The sequence below is a fragment of the Streptomyces silvae genome (genome assembly GCF_016745505.1).
Taxonomy (GTDB): Bacteria; Actinomycetota; Actinomycetes; order Streptomycetales; family Streptomycetaceae; genus Streptomyces; species Streptomyces silvae.
Genome location: NZ_JAERUC010000103.1, coordinates 35,644 through 53,750, shown reverse-complemented (window position 1 = coordinate 53,750; position 18,107 = coordinate 35,644). Strand labels below are relative to the sequence as shown.

Annotated in this window: 15 protein-coding genes; 7 read left to right on the top strand and 8 right to left on the bottom strand. The window is 71.3% G+C overall.

The window, feature by feature from the left end:
- Positions 1-12 precede the first annotated feature (12 nt).
- Genes JKV81_RS16220 through JKV81_RS16210 form a run of 3 tightly spaced genes read right to left on the bottom strand, consistent with a single transcriptional unit; the run spans position 13 to position 1,528 of the window.
- Entirely contained in the window at positions 13-441 is a 429-nt protein-coding gene (locus JKV81_RS16220; RefSeq protein WP_129262390.1) for a hypothetical protein, read from the bottom strand.
- A 2-nt stretch (positions 442-443) separates the two neighbouring features.
- Positions 444-653, bottom strand: a complete 210-nt coding sequence (locus JKV81_RS16215; protein ID WP_202076460.1) for a DUF397 domain-containing protein — start codon at positions 651-653, stop codon at positions 444-446.
- The gene (locus JKV81_RS16210) at positions 650-1,528 is read right to left on the bottom strand and encodes a helix-turn-helix domain-containing protein (RefSeq protein ID WP_202076459.1); all 879 of its coding nucleotides are present in this window, start codon (positions 1,526-1,528) and stop codon (positions 650-652) included. The genes JKV81_RS16215 and JKV81_RS16210 overlap by 4 nt, the downstream gene beginning before the upstream one ends.
- Positions 1,529-1,691: 163 nt before the next feature.
- Between JKV81_RS16210 and JKV81_RS16205 the strand changes: the two genes are divergently transcribed.
- Positions 1,692-2,120, top strand: coding sequence for an ATP-binding protein (locus JKV81_RS16205; RefSeq protein ID WP_129262384.1), 429 nt, complete (start codon positions 1,692-1,694; stop codon positions 2,118-2,120).
- A 38-nt stretch (positions 2,121-2,158) separates the two neighbouring features.
- Here the strand turns inward: JKV81_RS16205 and JKV81_RS16200 are convergent, their stop codons facing one another.
- Positions 2,159-2,749, bottom strand: a complete 591-nt coding sequence (locus JKV81_RS16200; protein ID WP_129262382.1) for an isochorismatase family protein — start codon at positions 2,747-2,749, stop codon at positions 2,159-2,161.
- A gap of 145 nt (positions 2,750-2,894) precedes the next feature.
- Between JKV81_RS16200 and JKV81_RS16195 the strand changes: the two genes are divergently transcribed.
- From JKV81_RS16195 to JKV81_RS16180, 4 genes are all read left to right on the top strand, one after another.
- Complete coding sequence (locus tag JKV81_RS16195) at positions 2,895-3,887, top strand: GlxA family transcriptional regulator (protein ID WP_202076458.1); 993 nt, start codon at positions 2,895-2,897, stop codon at positions 3,885-3,887.
- A 459-nt stretch (positions 3,888-4,346) separates the two neighbouring features.
- A complete protein-coding gene (locus JKV81_RS16190; RefSeq protein WP_202076457.1) occupies positions 4,347-6,068 on the top strand; it encodes a carbohydrate-binding module family 20 domain-containing protein in 1,722 nt (573 codons plus the stop codon).
- Positions 6,069-6,157: 89 nt separating this feature from the next.
- Positions 6,158-11,467, top strand: a complete 5,310-nt coding sequence (gene pulA / locus JKV81_RS16185) for a pullulanase-type alpha-1,6-glucosidase (protein ID WP_202076456.1) — start codon at positions 6,158-6,160, stop codon at positions 11,465-11,467.
- 184 nt (positions 11,468-11,651) lie between these two features.
- Complete coding sequence (locus tag JKV81_RS16180) at positions 11,652-12,002, top strand: 5-carboxymethyl-2-hydroxymuconate Delta-isomerase (protein WP_202076455.1); 351 nt, start codon at positions 11,652-11,654, stop codon at positions 12,000-12,002.
- Here JKV81_RS16180 and JKV81_RS16175 read toward each other — a convergent pair.
- Together JKV81_RS16175 and JKV81_RS16170 are read right to left on the bottom strand one after the other, a co-directional pair.
- Complete coding sequence (locus JKV81_RS16175) at positions 11,987-12,730, bottom strand: TetR/AcrR family transcriptional regulator (RefSeq protein ID WP_124276831.1); 744 nt, start codon at positions 12,728-12,730, stop codon at positions 11,987-11,989. The genes JKV81_RS16180 and JKV81_RS16175 overlap by 16 nt on opposite strands.
- A gap of 57 nt (positions 12,731-12,787) precedes the next feature.
- Positions 12,788-14,716 carry a hypothetical protein gene (locus JKV81_RS16170; protein WP_202076454.1) on the bottom strand — a complete coding sequence of 643 codons (1,929 nt, stop codon included), beginning with the start codon at positions 14,714-14,716 and terminating at the stop codon, positions 12,788-12,790.
- 108 nt (positions 14,717-14,824) lie between these two features.
- On the opposite strand from JKV81_RS16170, the gene JKV81_RS16165 reads away from it, so the two are divergent.
- On the top strand, positions 14,825-15,319 hold the full coding sequence (locus JKV81_RS16165) for a hypothetical protein (protein WP_236056818.1): 495 nt from the start codon (positions 14,825-14,827) through the stop codon (positions 15,317-15,319).
- A gap of 33 nt (positions 15,320-15,352) precedes the next feature.
- On the opposite strand, the gene JKV81_RS16160 is transcribed toward JKV81_RS16165, so the two are convergent.
- Positions 15,353-16,885 carry a DUF1996 domain-containing protein gene (locus JKV81_RS16160; protein WP_202076453.1) on the bottom strand — a complete coding sequence of 511 codons (1,533 nt, stop codon included), beginning with the start codon at positions 16,883-16,885 and terminating at the stop codon, positions 15,353-15,355.
- A 110-nt stretch (positions 16,886-16,995) separates the two neighbouring features.
- The gene (locus tag JKV81_RS16155) at positions 16,996-17,550 is read right to left on the bottom strand and encodes a carboxymuconolactone decarboxylase family protein (RefSeq protein ID WP_236056816.1); all 555 of its coding nucleotides are present in this window, start codon (positions 17,548-17,550) and stop codon (positions 16,996-16,998) included.
- Between the two features lie 70 nt (positions 17,551-17,620).
- Here JKV81_RS16155 and JKV81_RS16150 point away from each other — a divergent pair, with 70 nt between their 5' ends.
- Positions 17,621-18,103 (top strand): MarR family winged helix-turn-helix transcriptional regulator, encoded by a 483-nt coding sequence (locus tag JKV81_RS16150; protein ID WP_202076452.1) that lies wholly within the window; start codon positions 17,621-17,623, stop codon positions 18,101-18,103.
- Positions 18,104-18,107: the final 4 nt, after the last annotated feature.

Below are 18,107 nucleotides of genomic sequence, written 5' to 3'. Positions count from 1 at the left end.
GATGAGGCGATCTCAGTGCCGGTGAGCGAAGGGGGCGGCGTGCGGTACGACCACGACCTGGACGTCGTCCTCGTAGACGACCCGCCCCGGATCCGCGGAGCGCAGCACCTGGCAGTCGACGTTGTGGGCGGCCAGGATCTCCAGGTAGCCGGGGACCCGTCCGAGGAGGTGGGCGGCGGTCGGCTTGAACCAGGCTGCGGCGCCAGGGTTGACGTCGTCGTCGTAGACGGTGGGGTCGACGGTCGAGGGGTCCGTGTACGCGGCGTCGTACCAGCGGTTGTTGCTGCGGCGGAAGGTCTCCTGTTCGTCGGAGAGCAGCCCTTCGCGCGCCAGGTTGTTGACGAGCCCGAAGACCCCGGTGAACTGGCCACGCCCGTTCGGATGCGGCGACTGGAACCGTACGTACGGGGCGGACTCGGTCTCGATGTCGGGTGACCCCATCGTCAGTTCTCGGCGGCGTACGCCAGGAAGGCGTCCCAGGTGGCGGGGGCGAAGCCGAGGAGCGGGCCGGGCGGGTTCTTGGAGTCGCGTACGTGCACGGTGGCGGGGGTGGTCGCCACCTCGACGCAGTCGTTGCCGTCACCACTGCTGCTGTAGCTGCTCCTGAGCCACTTCAGCTCCGCGGCTCCCTCGGCAGAGGGCTTGTGGATCATGTCTCTCCCAGCAGTTGCTCAATGAAGGCCAGCGATTCACGTGGCGTGAGAGCCTGCGCCCGGATCATGCCATAGCGCAGTCCGAGGATCCTGAGTTGCTTCGGGTCGGAGACCGGGCGGCCGCTGAACGCGCCCTCGGATCGCCCTACCGCACTGCCGTCGGCAAACCTCAGCACCTCGATCAGTCCGCCCGTTCCGGGATGCTCCTCGCGACATGTCGGCATCACCTGGATTGCCACGTTCGACAACCGCCCCACTTCCAAGAGATGTTCGAGTTGGCGGCGCAGAACCATTGTGCCTCCGACCGGACGGCGGAGTGTCACCTCTTCCTGGACAAAGCTCAGTGATGGCAGGGGAGTCCGGTCGAGGATGGACCGTCGGGCCAGGCGAGCGCCCACCACCCGGTCCGTCTCGTCCTGTGTATAGGCCGGCAGCCACGAGGCGAACAATGCCCTCATATGCTCCTCGGTCTGCAGCAGACCGTTGATGTTGTGGTGGTGGTACGCCTCCACCTCGACGGCTTTGGCCTCCAGCTTCGCCAGGTCCCGCACCTTTTTCGGGTACCGGACCTCCGCCATCTCCTTCTTGAACATGGCGAGCTTGCCTGCGGCGCCCAGGGCCTCGTCCGCCTTGTCCAGGAACTCCGGCCGGGGAATGCGCCGGCCGCTCTCCACTTTGAAGACCAGGTCCTCGCCGTACCCGATCGTGGCCCCGAACTCCCCGGCCCGCATGCCCGCCGACTCCCGCCATGCCTTGATCTGACGTCCCACGGAGGCGACCAGAGCCGTGCCGGGCTCGTCGTCGGGGTCGACCTCCCAGCCGGGGTCGTCCGCTCCGTCGGTGCCGCTTGTCGTGCCGACCTCATCCACGCTCATCCGTGCCCCACTTCCGACGTGCTGCCGTTCTTGCACCAACCTCTGTCGTCCCCGGCGAGTCACCCCGGACAGCCGGGACAGCGCTGGACAAGGCCTGGACAATCGCCGTACGCAACCGGCTTGTCGCTCTTCACGGTAGGCAGGTGGGGCCACGCTGAGTGACGTGACCCAAGAAATCACCCGAACCGAACATTCCGTTCCCACCCGGCAGTTCACCGTGCTGCTCTCTCCCACCCGCCGCGGTGCCAGGCTCGCGCGCCTGCTGACCGTGGCGCACCTGGGGGACTGGGGGCTGCCCACGGAGCCGGCGGCGAACATCGTGGCCGAACTGGCCGCCAACGCCGCCGTGCACGGCCGCGTATCCGGACGGGACTTCCGGCTGGGCCTCATGGTCCACCGGGACACGTTGCTCCGTATCGAGGTGACCGACACCCGGGGCGAACGACTGCCTCTCGCGCTCGGGGCCGCCGCCGCCGACGCGGAGTCGGGGCGTGGTCTGCTGATCGTCGGAGCACTCGCAGACCGCTGGGGCGTGGACGTCGGACCCGCCCCGCGCAAGACGGTCTGGGCCGAACTCGACCTCGGACGGTGACCGCCGCCCACCGAAACCGTCCGGCACGCACTCACGTCTCAGGTGAGGGACTTCTGCGTCGGGACCACGACCCCGTACAGGTCCGCGATCGTGGCGAGTGCGGCGGAGTGGACCTGTTCGGCGGGCAGTTCGGTGTCGAGGACCGGGAGGGCCCGGGTGGCGCAGGCGTCGGCGACGACCGTGGGGCGGTTGCCGCGCAGGAAGGCACCCTGGGCGGTGAAGGCCACGCACATGTGGGTCATGAACCCGGCGATGACCAGGTCGCAGTGGCCGGCCGCGTCGACGTGCCGGTCCAGGTCCGTACCGGCGAAGGCGTTCGGTGTCTGCTTGACGACGACCGGCTCACCGTCGGCCGGGGCCACGCGGGGGTGGATCCGGCCGATCTCCGCCCGGATGTCGTACGGGGTGCCCTCGCCGCCGTCGTTGATGACGTGGATGACCTTCGTGCCCTCCCGGCGGGCCCGGGCCAGCAGTTCGGCGGCGGCGTCGAGTGCGGGCTGCCAGCCGTCCAGCTCCATCACGCCGGTCGTGTAGGTGTTCTGGTAGTCGATGAGGACCAGCGTCGATCCGGCGAGCCTCGCGGGGTTGTCGTCGAGACCGTTGAGCCGGCGCAGTGTCGTTCTGGGCATGGGGGAACCACCTGGGGATCGGATGTCGGAGAGCAGGTCACCGGCGCGGTGAGCTGTGCCTACGACGCTATGGCCGCCACCGCGTGTCGGCAATGTCGTCTAACCTGCAGAAACCGACATCGACGTCACCGTCCCCGGGAGTCCCATGAGCACCGTCAGCCGGCTGATCGTCATCGTTCTCTTCGACGGCGTCGACCTGTTGGATGTCACCGGACCGCCCGAGGTGTTCTCCCTCGCGCGCCGCGAGTCGGAGGAGGCGGCGGGTTACGAGGTGGTCCTCGCCGCCGAGACCATGGATCCGGTCACCACCGGCGCGGGGGTGCGCGTCCTCCCCGACACCACCTTCGACGACCTGTCCACCAGGAGCATCGACACCCTGATCGTGCCCGGCGCGGTCGAGGTCGACCACCGTCGCCGTGTGCACCCGCTGACCGACCCCGGCGTGGTGGCGCGGGTGAAGCAGCTCGCCGGGCGGGCCCGGAGGGTCACCTCCGTCTGCGTCGGAGCGCACATCCTGGCGGCCGCCGGACTCCTCGACGGCAAGCGCGCCACCACCCACTGGTCGACCGCGCAGCAGCTCGCCGACGACTACCCGGCGGTCGAGGTGGACGCCGACCCGATCTTCATCCGGCAGGGCGACGTGTGGACCGGCGCGGGCATCAGCGCCTGCCTCGACCTGTCCCTCGCGCTCATCGCGGACGACCTCGGCGAGAGCGTCGCGCTGAACATCGCCCGGCAGCTCGTGATGTACCTGAAGCGGCCGAGCGGGCAGAGCCAGTTCAGCGTGCCCCTGGAGCGGGTGTCCATGACGCGGCGCATCGAGGACCTCCGGCACCACATCCTGCGCAATATCGGCGAACCGCTCACCCTCGCGGACCTCGCCGCCCACGCCCACATCGGTGACCGGCAGCTCACCCGGATCTTCAAGGCCGAACTCGGCACGACCCCGCACGCGTACGTCGAATCGGCCCGGGTCGAGGTGGCACGCGGCCGGCTGGAATCCACCGACGCCACCCTCGAACGCGTCGCGGCCTCCTGCGGATTCGGCACCGTCGACACCCTCGTCAGGGCGTTCCGCCGCAGGCTCGACACGACACCGACCGAGTACCGGCGCCGGTTCCGGGCCGGCGGGGCCTGAGCGGCGGACCTGCGGGGGAGGGGCGGGTGTGTCCGGGGGTCCATGACGGTCCTGCGCGGCAACGTGCGGGAGAGGTCCGGGAGTCGGCCCAGGGTGGGCCGGCGGGGAAGCGACTTCCGGACCTCTCCGCGTCATGACCGGACCGGTCGGCCGGGCGCGTGGGGCCCGGGGATCCGGACCCCCGGCCGACCGGGCCGGAGTCGGGATGAACTTAACAGGCTCGCAATATTTTGCGTAAGTCCTTGCAGGAAGAAATCTCCGGGATTTCGTGGATGTGAGCGGGACGTAATCGCGTCGTGTCCAGGGGGTTGACCGGGGCAGATCAGGCTCGTACGGTCTGCGGCACACAGGGAATTGCATCCTTGCTGCAAGAACCTTCATAAGCCTTGAGGGCACGGCGCGTTGCCATGTGAGGCTGCTCCGCCATCCCCGCTCTTCCCCCACCGCAGGAGGATCCTCATGGCACACAGACCCTTGTCCGCCGGTGCGCTCGCCCTCGCCCTGGGCGCCGCGGCCCTCGCCGTCCCCGCGGCCGCCGGTACCGCCCAGGCCGCGCCGGGCGGTGCGAAGGACGTCACCGCGGTGCTGTTCGAGTGGAAGTTCGACTCGGTGGCCAAGGCCTGCACCGACAGCCTCGGCCCGGCCGGCTACGGCTACGTCCAGGTCTCGCCGCCCCAGGAGCACATCCAGGGCGGCCAGTGGTGGACCTCGTACCAGCCCGTCAGCTACAGGATCGCCGGCCGCCTCGGCGACCGTACGGCCTTCGCGAACATGGTCAGCACCTGTCACGGCGCGGGCGTCAAGGTCATCGCCGACTCGGTCATCAACCACATGTCGTCCGGATCGGGTACCGGCACCGGCGGATCCTCGTACACCAAGTACGACTACCCCGGGCTCTACTCCGTCAACGACATGAACGACTGCCAGTCGCAGATCAACAACTACGGCGACCGGGCCAACGTCCAGAACTGCGAACTGGTGGGCCTCGCCGACCTGGACACCGGCGAGGACTACGTACGCGGCAAGATCGCCGGCTACCTCAACGACCTGCTCTCCCTCGGCGTCGACGGCTTCCGCATCGACGCCTCCAAGCACATGCCCGCCGGTGACCTCGCCAACATCAAGTCCCGGCTCAGCAACCCCGGCGTCCACTGGAAGCACGAGGCGATCTACGGGGCCGGCGAGGCGGTCTCGCCCACCGAGTACCTCGGCAGCGGTGACGTCCAGGAGTTCCGCTACGCCCGCAGCCTCAAGCAGACCTTCAACAACGAGAACCTCGCCAACCTGAAGAACTTCGGCGAGGGCTGGGGCTTCATGGAGTCGGGCAAGTCGGCGGTCTTCGTCGACAACCACGACACCGAGCGCAACGGCGAGACGCTGAACTACAAGGACGGCGCCAACTACACCCTGGCGAGCGTCTTCATGCTGGCCTACCCCTACGGTTCCCCGGACGTCCACTCCGGCTACGAGTGGTCCGACAAGGACGCCGGCCCGCCCAACGGCGGCCAGGTGAATGCTTGCTACAGCGACGGCTGGAAGTGCCAGCACGCCTGGCGCGAGATCTCCTCCATGGTCGGCTTCCGCAACACCGCCCGCGGTGAGTCCGTCTCCAACTGGTGGGACAACGGCGGCGACCAGATCGCCTTCGGCCGCGGCTCCAAGGCGTACGTCGCGATCAACCACGAGGGCTCCTCGCTGACCCGCACGTTCCAGACGTCGCTGCCCGCCGGTGACTACTGCGACGTCCAGTCCGGCAACGGCGTCACCGTCAACGGCTCCGGCCAGTTCACCGCCACCCTCGGCGCCAACACCGCCGTCGCCCTGCACATCGGCGCCCGCACCTGCACCGGCGGTGGCGGCACCACCCCGGACCCCGGGACCGGGCAGTCCGGCGCCTCGTTCGGCGTCAACGCCACCACCCAGCTCGGCCAGAACATCTACGTCACCGGCAACCAGGCCGCCCTCGGCAGCTGGGCCCCCGGCAGCGCGCTGAAGCTCGACCCGGCGACGTACCCCGTCTGGAAGCTCGACGTCGCCCTGCCCGCCGGGACGTCCTTCGAGTACAAGTACCTGCGCAAGGACGCGAGCGGCAACGTCACCTGGGAGAGCGGCGCCAACCGCACCGCCACCGTGCCCGCCTCCGGCAAGGTCGCCCTGACCGCCGACGTCTGGCGCAGCTGAACCACCACCTGCGGGCCGGGGGCGCGATCGACGGCGTCCCCGGCCCGCACCGCTCGATCCCACCCCCGAAAGCCGAGGAGTACCCGCCCGTGTCCCGAACCACCCTCCGGCGGGGAGCCGTCGCCGCACTGTGCGCGGCGCTGCTGCCCGTCGTACCGGCGGCCACCTCCGCGTCCGCCGCGCCCAGACCTCCGTCACCGCCCTCGGACGCGAAGCTCGCCCAGGAGCCGGCCCGGCACGACCTGACCCGCGAGCAGTTCTACTTCGTGCTGCCCGACCGGTTCGCCAACGGAGACACCTCCAACGACCGGGGCACGCTCACGGGTTCGCGGCTGGAGACCGGATTCGACCCCACCGACAAGGGGTTCTACCAGGGCGGCGATCTCAAGGGCCTCACCCAGCGGCTCGACTACATCAAGGGCCTCGGCACCACCGCCATCTGGCTCGCCCCGATCTTCAAGAACCGTCCCGTCCAGGGCACGGGGGACGACGCCTCGGCCGGCTACCACGGCTACTGGATCACCGACTTCACCCAGGTCGACCCGCACTTCGGGACCAACGCCGACCTCACGAAGCTGATCGACAAGGCCCACGGCAAGGGCATGAAGGTCTTCTTCGACGTCATCACCAACCACACCGCCGACACCGTCGACTACGCCGAGAAGGAGTACGGCTACCGGTCCAAGGGCGCCTACCCCTACCTCGACAAGGACGGCCGCCCCTTCGACGACACCCGGGGCGTCGGCAAGGTGGACGCCGACTCCTTCCCGTACACCCCGAAGAACACGGGCAAGAAGGTCCCCGCCTGGCTCAACGACACGACGATGTACCACAACAGGGGCGACTCGACCTATGCCGGCGAGTCCACCGAGTACGGCGACTTCTCCGGCCTCGACGACCTGTGGACCGAGCGCCCCGAGGTCGTCTCCGGCATGGAGAAGATCTACGAGAAGTGGGTCCGGGACTTCGACATCGACGGGTTCCGCATCGACACCGTCAAACACGTCGACCTCGACTTCTGGACCCAGTGGGCCACCGCGCTGGACGGCTACGCGGCCAAGCACGGGCGGGACGACTTCTTCATGTTCGGCGAGGTCTACTCCGCCGACACCGCGATCACCTCGCCCTATGTGACGCGGGGCCGCCTCGACGCCACGCTCGACTTCCCCTTCCAGGAAGCCGCCCGGCAGTACGCCTCCCAGGGCGCGCCCGCCTCGAAGCTCGCCGCGGTCTACGGTGACGACTACCGCTACACCACCGACAAGGCCAACGCCTACGAGCAGGTGACCTTCCTCGGCAACCACGACATGGGCCGCATCGGCACCTTCCTGAAGCAGGACAACCCGAAGGCCGGTGACGCCGAGCTCCTGGACCGGGCCCGCCTCGCGAACGAGCTGATGTTCCTCGGCCGCGGCAACCCGGTGATCTACTACGGCGACGAGCAGGGCTACACCGGGGCGGGCGGCGACAAGGACGCCCGCCAGCCGCTGTTCGCCTCGAAGACCGCCGACTACCTCGACGACGACCAGCTGGGCACCGACCGTACGCACGCCTCCGACGCGTACGACACGACCCATCCGCTCTACCGCTCCATAGCGGCCCTCTCGAAGCTCACGGCCGACCACCCCGCGCTGCGCGACGGCGTGCAGACCGAGCGCTACGCCAAGGACTCGGTCTACGCCTTCTCCCGTACTCACACCAAGCGCCCGTACGAGTACGTCGTCGCCACGAACAACTCCACCGAGGCGCGGAAGGTCCAGCTGACTACCGAGTCCGCCGGGATGAACTTCCGCACGCTGTACGGCGGTTCCGGCACCCTGCGCAGCGGCTCAGACAAGACCGTCAAGGTCACCGTGCCCGCGCTCTCCAGCATCGTGCTCCGCGCCGACAAGCCGCTCGGCACCCCCGCCGCCAAGCCGTCGGTCACCCTGAAGGCCCCGGCCGCCGGTGCCACCGGCACCGTCGAGCTCACCGCCGACGTCAAGGGCGGCGGGACCGACCGGGTCGTGTTCGCCGCGCAGACCGGCAACGGCAGGTGGGTCACCCTCGGCTCCGCCGACCACGCCCCGTACAAGGTCACCCAGCACCTGGACGGTTCCGTGAAGGCCGGGACGCCGCTGCGCTACAAGGCCGTCGTCGTCGACCGCGCCGGACGCACCGCGAGCGCCCTCGCCGCCGGCACCGCGGGCCAGGCCCCGCCCGACCCGAAGCCCGTCGCCGTCGAACGTGACCGGGCGATCGTCCACTACCAGCGGTCCGACGGCGACTACGAGGGCTGGCAGCTGAAGTCCGGCGGGAAGAGCGCCGACTTCATCGGCCGCGACGCCTACGGCGCGTTCGCCTGGGTCGACCTCGACGAGGGCACCTCCTCGGTCCCGTACACCATCGAGAAGAACGGCACGGCCGACGGCCCCGAGCGCACCGTCGACCTGGCGGCCACCGGCCAGGTCTGGGTCGAGCAGGGCAAGGACGAGCAGACCGCCGAGGCTCCGGAGGCCCCGCCGCAGGACACCTCCAAGGCCGTCCTGCACTACCACCGCGCCGACGGGAACTACGACGGCTGGGGCCTGCACACCTGGACCGGTGCCGCCGCCCCCACGGACTGGGCCAAGCCGCTGGAGCCCGTGCGGACCGACGCCTACGGCGTGACCTTCGAGGTCCCGCTCACCGACGGCGCGACCTCGCTCAGCTACATCCTCCACAAGGGCGACGAGAAGGACCTCCCCAGCGACCAGTCCCTGGACATCGCCTCCTACGGGCACGAGGTCTGGATGCTCGGCGGGAAGCCCGGCTACCTGCTGCCGCAGGCCGGCGGGGTGCCCACACCCGACCTGACCAAGGCCGAGGCCCAGTGGATCGACGCGGACACCGTCGTCTGGAAGGTGAAGGCCACCGCCGCCACCAGCCAGCAGCTCGTGTACGCGAAGAACGGCGGCATCTCCGTCGTCGACGGCGCACTCTCCGACGAGGGCCGGTGGCTCCGGCTCGGCGCCACCGAACTCACCGACGCGCTGAAGGCGAAGTACCCGCACCTCAAGGACTACCCGGCGTTCACCGTCGACCCCCGCGACCGGGACCGCGTCCGTGAATCCCTGCGCGGTCAGCTGATCGCCACCCAGCGCGCCGCCAACGGCGCCCTGCTCGCCGCGACCGGCGTACAGACCGCGGGCGTCCTGGACACGCTGTACGGGAAGGCCGCGAGCGGCGCCGCCCTCGGGCCGGTCTTCCGGAAGAACACCCCGACGCTCTCCGTCTGGGCCCCCACCGCCCGCACCGTCTCCCTCGAACTCGACGGGAAGAGCGTCCCGATGCGGCGCGACGACCGCACCGGCGTCTGGTCGGTCACCGGGAAGAAGTCCTGGACCGGCAAGCCCTACCGGTACGCCGTCCAGGTCTGGGCACCCACCGTCCAGAAGACGGTCACCAACAAGGTCACCGACCCCTACTCCACCGCCCTCACCACCGACTCCGCCCGCAGCCTCGTCGTCGACCTCGACGCCCCGGAGCTCGCCCCGCGCGGCTGGTCCGGGCTGAAGAAGCCCGCCGCCGTGCCGCTGCGGGACGCCCAGATCCAGGAGCTGCACATCCGTGACTTCTCCGTCACGGACACCACGTCGAAGCACCCCGGCGAGTACCTCGCCTTCACCGACACCCGCTCCGACGGCATGAAGCACCTCAAGGAGCTCGCCGGCTCCGGCACCAGCTATGTGCACCTGCTGCCCGCCTTCGACATCGGGACGATCCCCGAGAAGAAGTCCGGCCAGCAGAAGCCGGCCTGCGACCTGTCCGTCTACGCACCCGACTCCGAGGAGCAGCAGGCCTGCGTCACGAAGGCCGCCGCGAAGGACGCCTTCAACTGGGGCTACGACCCGCTGCACTACACGGTTCCGGAGGGCAGTTACGCCTCCGACCCGAACGGCACGAAGCGCACCGTCGAGTTCCGGCAGATGGTCCAGGGCCTCAACGGCGCAGGGCTGCGCACCGTCATGGACGTCGTCTACAACCACACCGTCGCCTCCGGCCAGGACGACAAGTCCGTCCTCGACAGGATCGTGCCCGGCTACTACCAGCGGCTCCTGGAGGACGGCACCGTCGCCACCTCCACCTGCTGCGCCAACACCGCGCCCGAGAACACCATGATGGGCAAGCTCGTCGTGGACTCGGTCGTCACCTGGGCCAAGGAGTACAAGGTCGACGGCTTCCGCTTCGACCTGATGGGACACCACCCCAAGGCCAACATCCTCGCGGTCCGCAAGGCCCTCGACGAGCTGACGGTCGCCAAGGACGGCGTCGACGGGAAGAAGATCATCCTGTACGGCGAGGGCTGGAACTTCGGCGAGATCGCCGACGACGCCCGCTTCGTCCAGGCCACCCAGAAGAACATGGCCGGCACCGGCATCGCGACCTTCTCCGACCGGGCCCGCGACGCCGTGCGCGGCGGCGGCCCCTTCGACGAGGACCCGGGCGTCCAGGGCTTCGCCACCGGCCTCTACACCGACCCCAACGCCTCGGCGGCCAACGGCACCGAGGCCGAACAGAAGGCCCGGCTGCTCCACTACCAGGACCTGATCAAGGTCGGCCTCACCGGCAGCCTCGCCGACTACACCTTCACCGACACCCAGGGCCGTACGGTCAAGGGCTCGGCCGTCGACTACAACGGGGCCCCCGCCGGATACGCGGCGGCACCCGGAGACGCGCTCGCCTACGCCGACGCCCACGACAACGAGACCCTCTACGACGCCCTCGCCTTCAAGCTCCCCGCGGACACCACGGCCGCCGACCGGGCCCGTATGCAGGTCCTGGCGATGGCGACCGCCGTGCTCTCGCAGGGGCCCGCGCTCTCCCAGGCCGGCACCGACCTGCTCCGCTCCAAGTCGCTGGACCGCAACTCCTTCGACAGCGGCGACTGGTTCAACGCGCTGCACTGGGACTGCCGCAAGGGCAACGGCTTCGGGCGGGGTTTGCCGCCCGCCGCCGACAACAAGGACAAGTGGTCCTACGGCAAGCCGCTGCTGACCAACGCCGCGCTCAGCCCCGGGTGCGCGCAGATCACGGGCGCGTCCGCCGCGTACCAGGACCTGCTCACGATCCGCACCACCGAGAAGGACTTCGGCCTCGCCACGGCCGGGCAGGTGCAGGACACCCTGTCCTTCCCGCTCTCCGGCACGGAGGAGACCCCCGGGGTGATCACGATGCGGCTCGGCAAGCTGGTCGTCGTCCTGAACGCCACCCCCGGCACCCAGCTCCAGGCCGTCCCGGAGCTCGCCGGCAAGGCGTACGCGCTCCACCCCGTCCAGGCGGCGGGCGCGGACGCCACGGTCAAGAAGGCCTCGTACGAGAAGAAGTCGGGAGGCTTCACCGTCCCGGGACGCACGGTCGCCGTGTTCTCCCAGCGCTGAGGCGCCCGCTCCCACGGGCCGGTCCCGGCTCCCGCCCCTCGTGGCGGGAGCCGGGGCCGGCCCTTTTCGCGCTCCCTTGTGCGGGCGGCACGATCAGGCGAAGCTGAAGCCGTACAGTCGTACACGTCCATACACGCCGTACACGTACATGGACCCGTAACACCCCCGCGACCAGGAGCGCTTGATGCCGCAGATCACCGTCGACTACTCCGCCGAACTCGACGACGCCTTCGACCGGCGCGGCTTCGCGCTGGCCCTGCACCCGCTGGTCGCCGAGACCGTGTCCACCAAGGTCCCGGCCTGCAAGACCCGGTTCCGCAGGGCCGAGGACTCGGTCGTCGGGGATGCCGCCACAGGGGACTCCCTCGTGAACGTCTCCATCGCGATGCTGCCGGGCCGCACCCCCGAGACCAAGGCGCGGCTGACGGAGGCCGTCCTGGAGCTGCTGGCCGGGCACCTGAAGCCCGTCGACGGCGTCACTGTCCACACCTCGGCCGAGGTCCGCGACCTGGACGCCTCCTACCGCAAGGGCTGAGAGGACGCCGGCAGCCGCTGCGCCGGGACGGCCGGTGCGGCGGGCGCCAGGACCGAGAGCCTGGACAGCAGTTCACCGAACGGGCCGTCGGCCGGCTCCTGCGCGAAGACCCGCAGCATGATGCCGGCCATCTCCTGGTCGTACGCGGCGCTCACCGCCGCCAGCGCCGCGAAGTCGTGCACCAGCTGCAACTCCAGCTCGCCGCGCGGGATGCGCTTCCCGTCGAGCCAGAGCAGCGCCGTCGACTCGGCCAGCGACACCCAGGACCGCACCACGAGCTCCAGCCGCGCGGGCGGCTGCGGGACGCCGAGGTGGGCGACGATCTGCTCGTACGCCGCCTGCCGCACCCCGTCCACCAGGGCGTTGGCCGTGGACGAACCACCGGCCGGGCCGCCCCGGATCAAGGCCGCGAAACCCGGGCCGTGCTCCTCGACGAAGTCGAAGAACCGGCGCATCACCCGGATCAGGCGCGCCCCCAGGGGCCCTTCGTGCGCCTCCAGGAAGCGGCCGGCCAGCTCGTCGGCGGCCCGCTTCAGCGCCGCCTCGTACAGACTGCGCTTCCCCGGGAAGTAGTGGTAGACGAGCGGGCGGGAGATGCCGGCCGCCGCCGCGATCTCGTCGATCGACACCTCGTCCGGGGAGCGCTGACTGAACAACTCCAGGGCGACACGGATCAACTGGGCCCTGCGCTCGTCGACGCCCATCCTGCGTCGCACCCCGGTCGTCATGCCGAACAGCCTAACGGGGGAGGGCGGGCGGACTTCCGCCGCCCGCCGCCCCCGCCCTCAGCGCAGCGAGCCCACCCGGCTGCCGTCCGCCAGCAGCCCCGCCAGCCGGGGCCGGTCGCCCTCGCCGGCCGGCAGCGCCAGCAGCCGCCCGGACGCCCGGCCGCTCACCCCTCCGGACGCCGACAGGGCCGCGAACTGCCGTGAACCCGCCGCCAGTACGTACCACCGCCCGGCGTCCGACTTCCACAGCACGCCCGCCAGCACCCGCGGTCTGCGTATCCCGCAGTCCGGCGAGTCCTCGGCACGGGCCGCGACCGCCGCCGGTGCCCCCGTGCCGCCGGACAGCTCGGGCGGCGCCTGGAACTGCGCCAGCACCCTGCTGCCCGTACCCCGCCAGGTGTCCGCCCTGGTGCAGAACCACAGGGCGTCCCCCGCGCCCTCCGGCAGCCGCTGCCGCGCGAACGGCCAGGAGTTCACCGACCGGACGCCGTTGGACCGCACCGCCGGAAGGAGACAGGCCGTGCGCGCCCAGCTCTCCCGCTCGGCCCGGCCCGACACATCGTGCGGCGCCGACGGCGAGCCCGACGTGAGGCGTACGGGGGTGAGCTCGCCCAGATCCGTCATCAGCCGCGCCGCGGTGCCGTCCCGCAGCTCCAGGGCCTGCCAGGAACGGCAGTCGGCCCGGCCGCCCTCCTTCGTCTCCGGTTCGGTCACCGGGTCCGTCACCCCGTGCCGGTCACGGGGCAGCGGCCGGGCCGCCCCGTGCGGCGCGAGCAGGTCGCGTACGGCGGCCTCCCGGACCCAGGGCGCCGTCAGATAGCGGATCCGGCCGGTGCGGCGGCGCTGCACCACCAGCGCACTCGCGGCCACCGCGTCCGCGCCGTCCACCCGGGCGAAGTCCAGCGCCGCGCCGCCCGACGGATCGGCGTTGCGCGGCTCGGCGTAGCGCACGACCCGCAGACCGTCGTGGAACAGCACCACGGCGGCCCCGCCGACCTCGCCCGCGTACAGCAGCTGCGGCGGTCCCATCGGCGGCCCGTCGGGCGTCCCGGGCGTCGCCGTCGGGACCACCGCCGGGCCGGGCCGCGCCCACGCGGCGAGGGCGCGGCCCAGCAGCCCGGTGTCCCCGGTCCGGTCGCCACGGGTCGGCCAGACGGTGAAGTCCCGGCGGGTGGAGCCCCGCCAGAGCCCCTCCGGCACCCGGCGCAGCGCGGCGGGATCCAGCGCCCGCTGGGCGGCCGGGTTGCGCGAGTAGAGCGGCGCCGAGGTGGCGCGCGGCCCGCCCAGCCCGTCGCCCGGCATCAGCAGCAGCGTCCCGCAGACCAGCAGGGCGCCGGCCCCGGCCAGCAGGGTGCGCCCGCGCCGCAGCCGGCGGACCGGGTCGGTCGGCCGCACCTGGAGCGAGCACGGGTCGAACTCCGGTGAGGACAGCAGCGCGTGGGGTGCCGTGAGCGCGTCCGCCTCCAACAGCGCCGCCCGCGGATCGGCGACGCCCGCCGCGTCGAGGACCCGGCACACCTCGGCGTCGTCCAGCCCTTCGAGGCCCCGCAGCACGTGCGCGGCCCGGCAGGGCGCCGACGTCTCGGCCAGGGCCTGCTCCAGGGCCAGCTCGTCCGCGCCGCAGGAGTGCGGGAACAGCCGCAGCCCCCACACCTGCGGCACCAGCGGCGGGAACTGCGCCCGCCGGGGCCGCCCGAACCGGAGCAGCGGCAGCCCCGCCTCCAGCGCGGACCGCAGCACCCGGAGCCGTACGTACGCGTACGCACCCCCCGGGTCCGCGGCCGGCCCGCAGGCCAGGGCCCGCTGGGCCATCCAATGAGCCGACAGCACCCGGCGGTTACGGCCGAGCGAGGGCGCCAGCACGAGATACGCGAGCCGCACCAGCCGGGCGTAGTGCTCGGCGGGCGCGGCCTCCGCACGCTCCCCGGCGGCCTGCTCCGCGTACGGGCGGCCGGCGGACGGCGGTACTGCTCGCAGAGGGGGCATATTCAGCTGAACGAGCGAATGGTGCGATGGTCACTCCGGCGTGCGCGCTCCGGAGCGGGTTGTGCGGTTTCCGCGCGAAAGCCGGGAGCACCGGGGCACGATGGCCGCATGGCGGGACAGCTGGAGTGGCGAAGAGGACGGACCGGCCGGATACCCGGGGCCGTGGCTGCGGGGTTCGCCCTGCTCACGGCCGCCGGAGCGCTCACCGCGTGCGGCGGGGGAGCGGACGGCGACGACAGGCCCGCCGTGCCGCCCACCGCGAGCGGGACCCTGGAGCAGATCGCGTCGAAGGCGCGCTGCGAGCCGGACCTCCAGACCGACGCCGAGGAGATCCGGCAGGCCAACTGCACGACCGACGACGGACGTTACGTCCTGGCGACCTTCGCCACCGACCGCGGCCAGCGCGAGTGGATCAACGAGGCCAACGACTACGGCGGCTCGTACCTGGTCGGCCGGAAGTGGGTCGCGGTCGGTGACGCGGAGGTGGTCGCGGCGCTGCGCGGCCGGCTCGGAGGGACGGTGGAGACCGCCTCGCCGCACCACTCGGGGAACAGTGGCAGTGGGGGGAGCGAGGAAGGGCACTCCGGTCACCGGACGAGCTGACCGCGCAGGTATGAGGGGTACGGCGAGGCCGCCTCAGCGGCACTTGCGCCCGCCGTTGACGCAGCTCACCACCTTCTTCATCAGCTTCTCGTCGAAGACGTTGATGAAGTCGCCGTGATCGGTGACGGGCTTGTGCAGCTGCTCCGGGAAGGAGTCCACGGCGAAGCCGGGGCCCGGCGGGACGTCGTACACGATGCGCTGGACCAACTGCGGGATGGCCCTGAAGCCGTCCGGGCACCGCCCGTCTTCCTGGGCGAACGCCACATGGGTGCGGTGGTTGGCGCTGTCGGTGTTCTGCCCGTCCCAGCAGCTCTGGAAGGCGAAGGACCGCACGACCTGGCTGCCCTCGGGGCAGATCGGGTACTTGTCCTTGAGCTGCCTGTCCTCGAAGCCGGTGCAGCTCCAGGAGGCGTTGGCATTGGCGTCGCCGTTGGTGAAGGCCTTGGCGTCCCCGGTGATGATCCGCAGGAAGCGCGGCATGGCCGTGACCTTCCCGGCGGGGGAGCCGGTGAACGTCAGCGTGACCTGGGACGGGGTCTGGATCTCCCCGGTGTTCTGGTCCCTGCCGCCGCCGTCCGCGTCCACGTCGTTCTCGTCCTGGCCGTTCTGGAGGCGGAGCACGGGCCAGTAGTACGTGGACCGGTCGCCCTGGTTGCGGCAGGTCGTCTCCCCGGCGGCGAGCTGGTCGTCGCCGGCGAAGGCGTCGGTGGCCTGGTTGCCCACGTAGTCGTGCATGTGGTGGGCGCCGTTGCTCACACCGGGGGCGGCGATGACGTTGTCCGGGTTGAACTTGCCGTTCTCGTTGCGCCCGCAGTCGGTGGTGAAGGTGCCCCGGGAGGCGCCGCGGCGGTTGCGCGGGCGGTCGGCGGCGGGCTCCACGGACTGGATGTCGACGAAGTCGGACGCCTCGGGGCCGTTGCCCTGCCGGCCCTGGTCACCGCCCTGGCCGCCGTCCTGGCCGTCCCCCTGGCCCTGTCCTTCGCCCTGGTCCTGGCCGTCTCCCTGGCCGTCGCCGCCGCCGTCCTGGCCGTTGCCGCCGCCCTGACCGCCGTCCTGGCCGTTGCCGTTGCCGCCATCTCCGCCGTTGTCGTCGTCGGCGCGCAGGCTGCATCCGGCGAGCCCCTCAAGGCCCTGCGGCCGCCGGCCCTCGACCCGCTCGACGGCGGTTCCGATCCGGTCGAGGCTGGCCGCCCGTCTGCTCCTCAGCGGACCGAGCACCGCGTTCCCGGCGAGCTCGGGGTCCCGGGCGATCCGCTCCTTGCGGTCCGCGAACTCCCGGTACGCGTCGGTGATCTGCGTGTCCATCGCGGCCAGTTCGCGGTCGACCTCGGGCCGGGCCCCGTCCGGTACGTCGGGAAGGGCGATCCCCGCGTCGGGACAGTCGATGGTGGACATCTGACTGGCCGCGTTCCGGAACTGCCCCGGAGGTGCGCCGGACCCGCCTTCCCCCGCGCTCGCGTAGACATTGACGGCGATCAGCCCGCCTCCCCCCAGGAACAGTGCTGCCGCGGCGACGACGGCCCGGTTGGTGAGCGTCGAGCGTTTCTTGCGCGATGTGCGTGCCATGGAACTCCTCCGCTTCGAGTCCGCCTCGAGTGCTTCGCGTCGGAAGCGTGACGTCCCATACGGACCGGGAGCCCCATCCGTTCAGCACCCCGCGGAATCCGCGCGGCCGGCTACACCGGCACGGCGTCCACGGGTGCCCCCGTCATCCGGTTGGCCAGCGTCGACATCGTGTAGGCGCCGATGCCGAGCACCACCTCCAGGGCGTTGCGCGCGGTGTACCCCAGCGACAGGAAGTCCTGGAGGGCCTTGTCCCCGACCGCCCCGGCGGTCTCCAGGGCGGTGAGCGTGAACCGGCGTACGCCCTCCAGCCGTTCGTCCGCCAGGGGCTGCTCCCCGGGCGTCCGCAGAGCGGTGACGAGCTCCGGTGCCGCGTCGAGCGCGACCAGTCTCGCCGTGTGCATCTCCACGCAGATGTGGCACGCGTTACGGGTGGCCATCGTCATGACGACGACCTCGCGGGACAGCGGGTCCAGGGTGCTGGACTCGAAGGCCGCGCTCGCCTGGAGGAAGCCGCCCAGTGTCTCCGGTGACGTGGCGAGCCGGGCCACCGCGGACGGGACGCGGCCGCCCTGCTTCCTGGCCATCGCCTCCATGGTGCGGCGGGCGGCGGGCGGTGCGGAGTCGATGGTGTGATCGGGGAAGTGCGGGTCATGGGTTCCGGACATGGTGGTCCCCTCGCGGGTAAACTCGACAACGTGATTGTCGAAAAGGTAAACCAGGTTGTCGAGGTGCGCAATGGCTGAGGAGAGGGGCGGGAGCGGTGAGGCGGGGTTCGAACTGCCGCTCCTGCTGTTCGCGGGCTTCCGGTCGATCATCGACACGCTCCACCGCGACCTGGCCGCACATGGCCACCCGGACGTGCGCCCGGCCTACGGCTTCGCGCTCCAGGCCGTCGGGCCGGACGGGGCGAGCGCCAGCGAGATCGGCCGGCGGCTGGGCGTCTCCAAGCAGGCGGCCGGGAAGACGGTCGACAAGCTGGAGGGCCTCGGATACGTCGTCCGGGTCGACGACCCGGACGACGGCCGGCGCAAGCGGGTCAGGGTCACCGCACGCGGCGCCGACATGCTGGTCAGATCCGCCGAGGGCTTCGACCGGATCCGCGCCGAGTGGACCGGAGCCCTCGGCGCGGAGCGGGTCGCGGCCCTGGAGGCGGACCTGCGGAGGATGGCGCCCGCCGGGGCGTTCCGGCTGGACGCGGAGAGGTGGTTCGCGGGCTGAGGGC

Bases quoted from the DNA above. Each gene is read 5' to 3' on its own strand.
- JKV81_RS16170 (WP_202076454.1), bottom strand. From the start codon at position 14,716: ATGCCCCCTCTGCGAGCAGTACCGCCGTCCGCCGGCCGCCCGTACGCG.
- JKV81_RS16165 (WP_236056818.1), top strand. From the start codon at position 14,825: ATGGCGGGACAGCTGGAGTGGCGAAGAGGACGGACCGGCCGGATACCC.
- JKV81_RS16160 (WP_202076453.1), bottom strand. From the start codon at position 16,885: ATGGCACGCACATCGCGCAAGAAACGCTCGACGCTCACCAACCGGGCC.
- JKV81_RS16155 (WP_236056816.1), bottom strand. From the start codon at position 17,550: ATGTCCGGAACCCATGACCCGCACTTCCCCGATCACACCATCGACTCC.
- JKV81_RS16175 (WP_124276831.1), bottom strand. From the start codon at position 12,730: ATGACGACCGGGGTGCGACGCAGGATGGGCGTCGACGAGCGCAGGGCC.
- JKV81_RS16220 (WP_129262390.1), bottom strand. From the start codon at position 441: ATGGGGTCACCCGACATCGAGACCGAGTCCGCCCCGTACGTACGGTTC.
- JKV81_RS16215 (WP_202076460.1), bottom strand. From the start codon at position 653: ATGATCCACAAGCCCTCTGCCGAGGGAGCCGCGGAGCTGAAGTGGCTC.
- JKV81_RS16210 (WP_202076459.1), bottom strand. From the start codon at position 1,528: ATGAGCGTGGATGAGGTCGGCACGACAAGCGGCACCGACGGAGCGGAC.
- JKV81_RS16195 (WP_202076458.1), top strand. From the start codon at position 2,895: ATGAGCACCGTCAGCCGGCTGATCGTCATCGTTCTCTTCGACGGCGTC.
- JKV81_RS16200 (WP_129262382.1), bottom strand. From the start codon at position 2,749: ATGCCCAGAACGACACTGCGCCGGCTCAACGGTCTCGACGACAACCCC.
- JKV81_RS16150 (WP_202076452.1), top strand. From the start codon at position 17,621: ATGGCTGAGGAGAGGGGCGGGAGCGGTGAGGCGGGGTTCGAACTGCCG.
- JKV81_RS16190 (WP_202076457.1), top strand. From the start codon at position 4,347: ATGGCACACAGACCCTTGTCCGCCGGTGCGCTCGCCCTCGCCCTGGGC.
- JKV81_RS16180 (WP_202076455.1), top strand. From the start codon at position 11,652: ATGCCGCAGATCACCGTCGACTACTCCGCCGAACTCGACGACGCCTTC.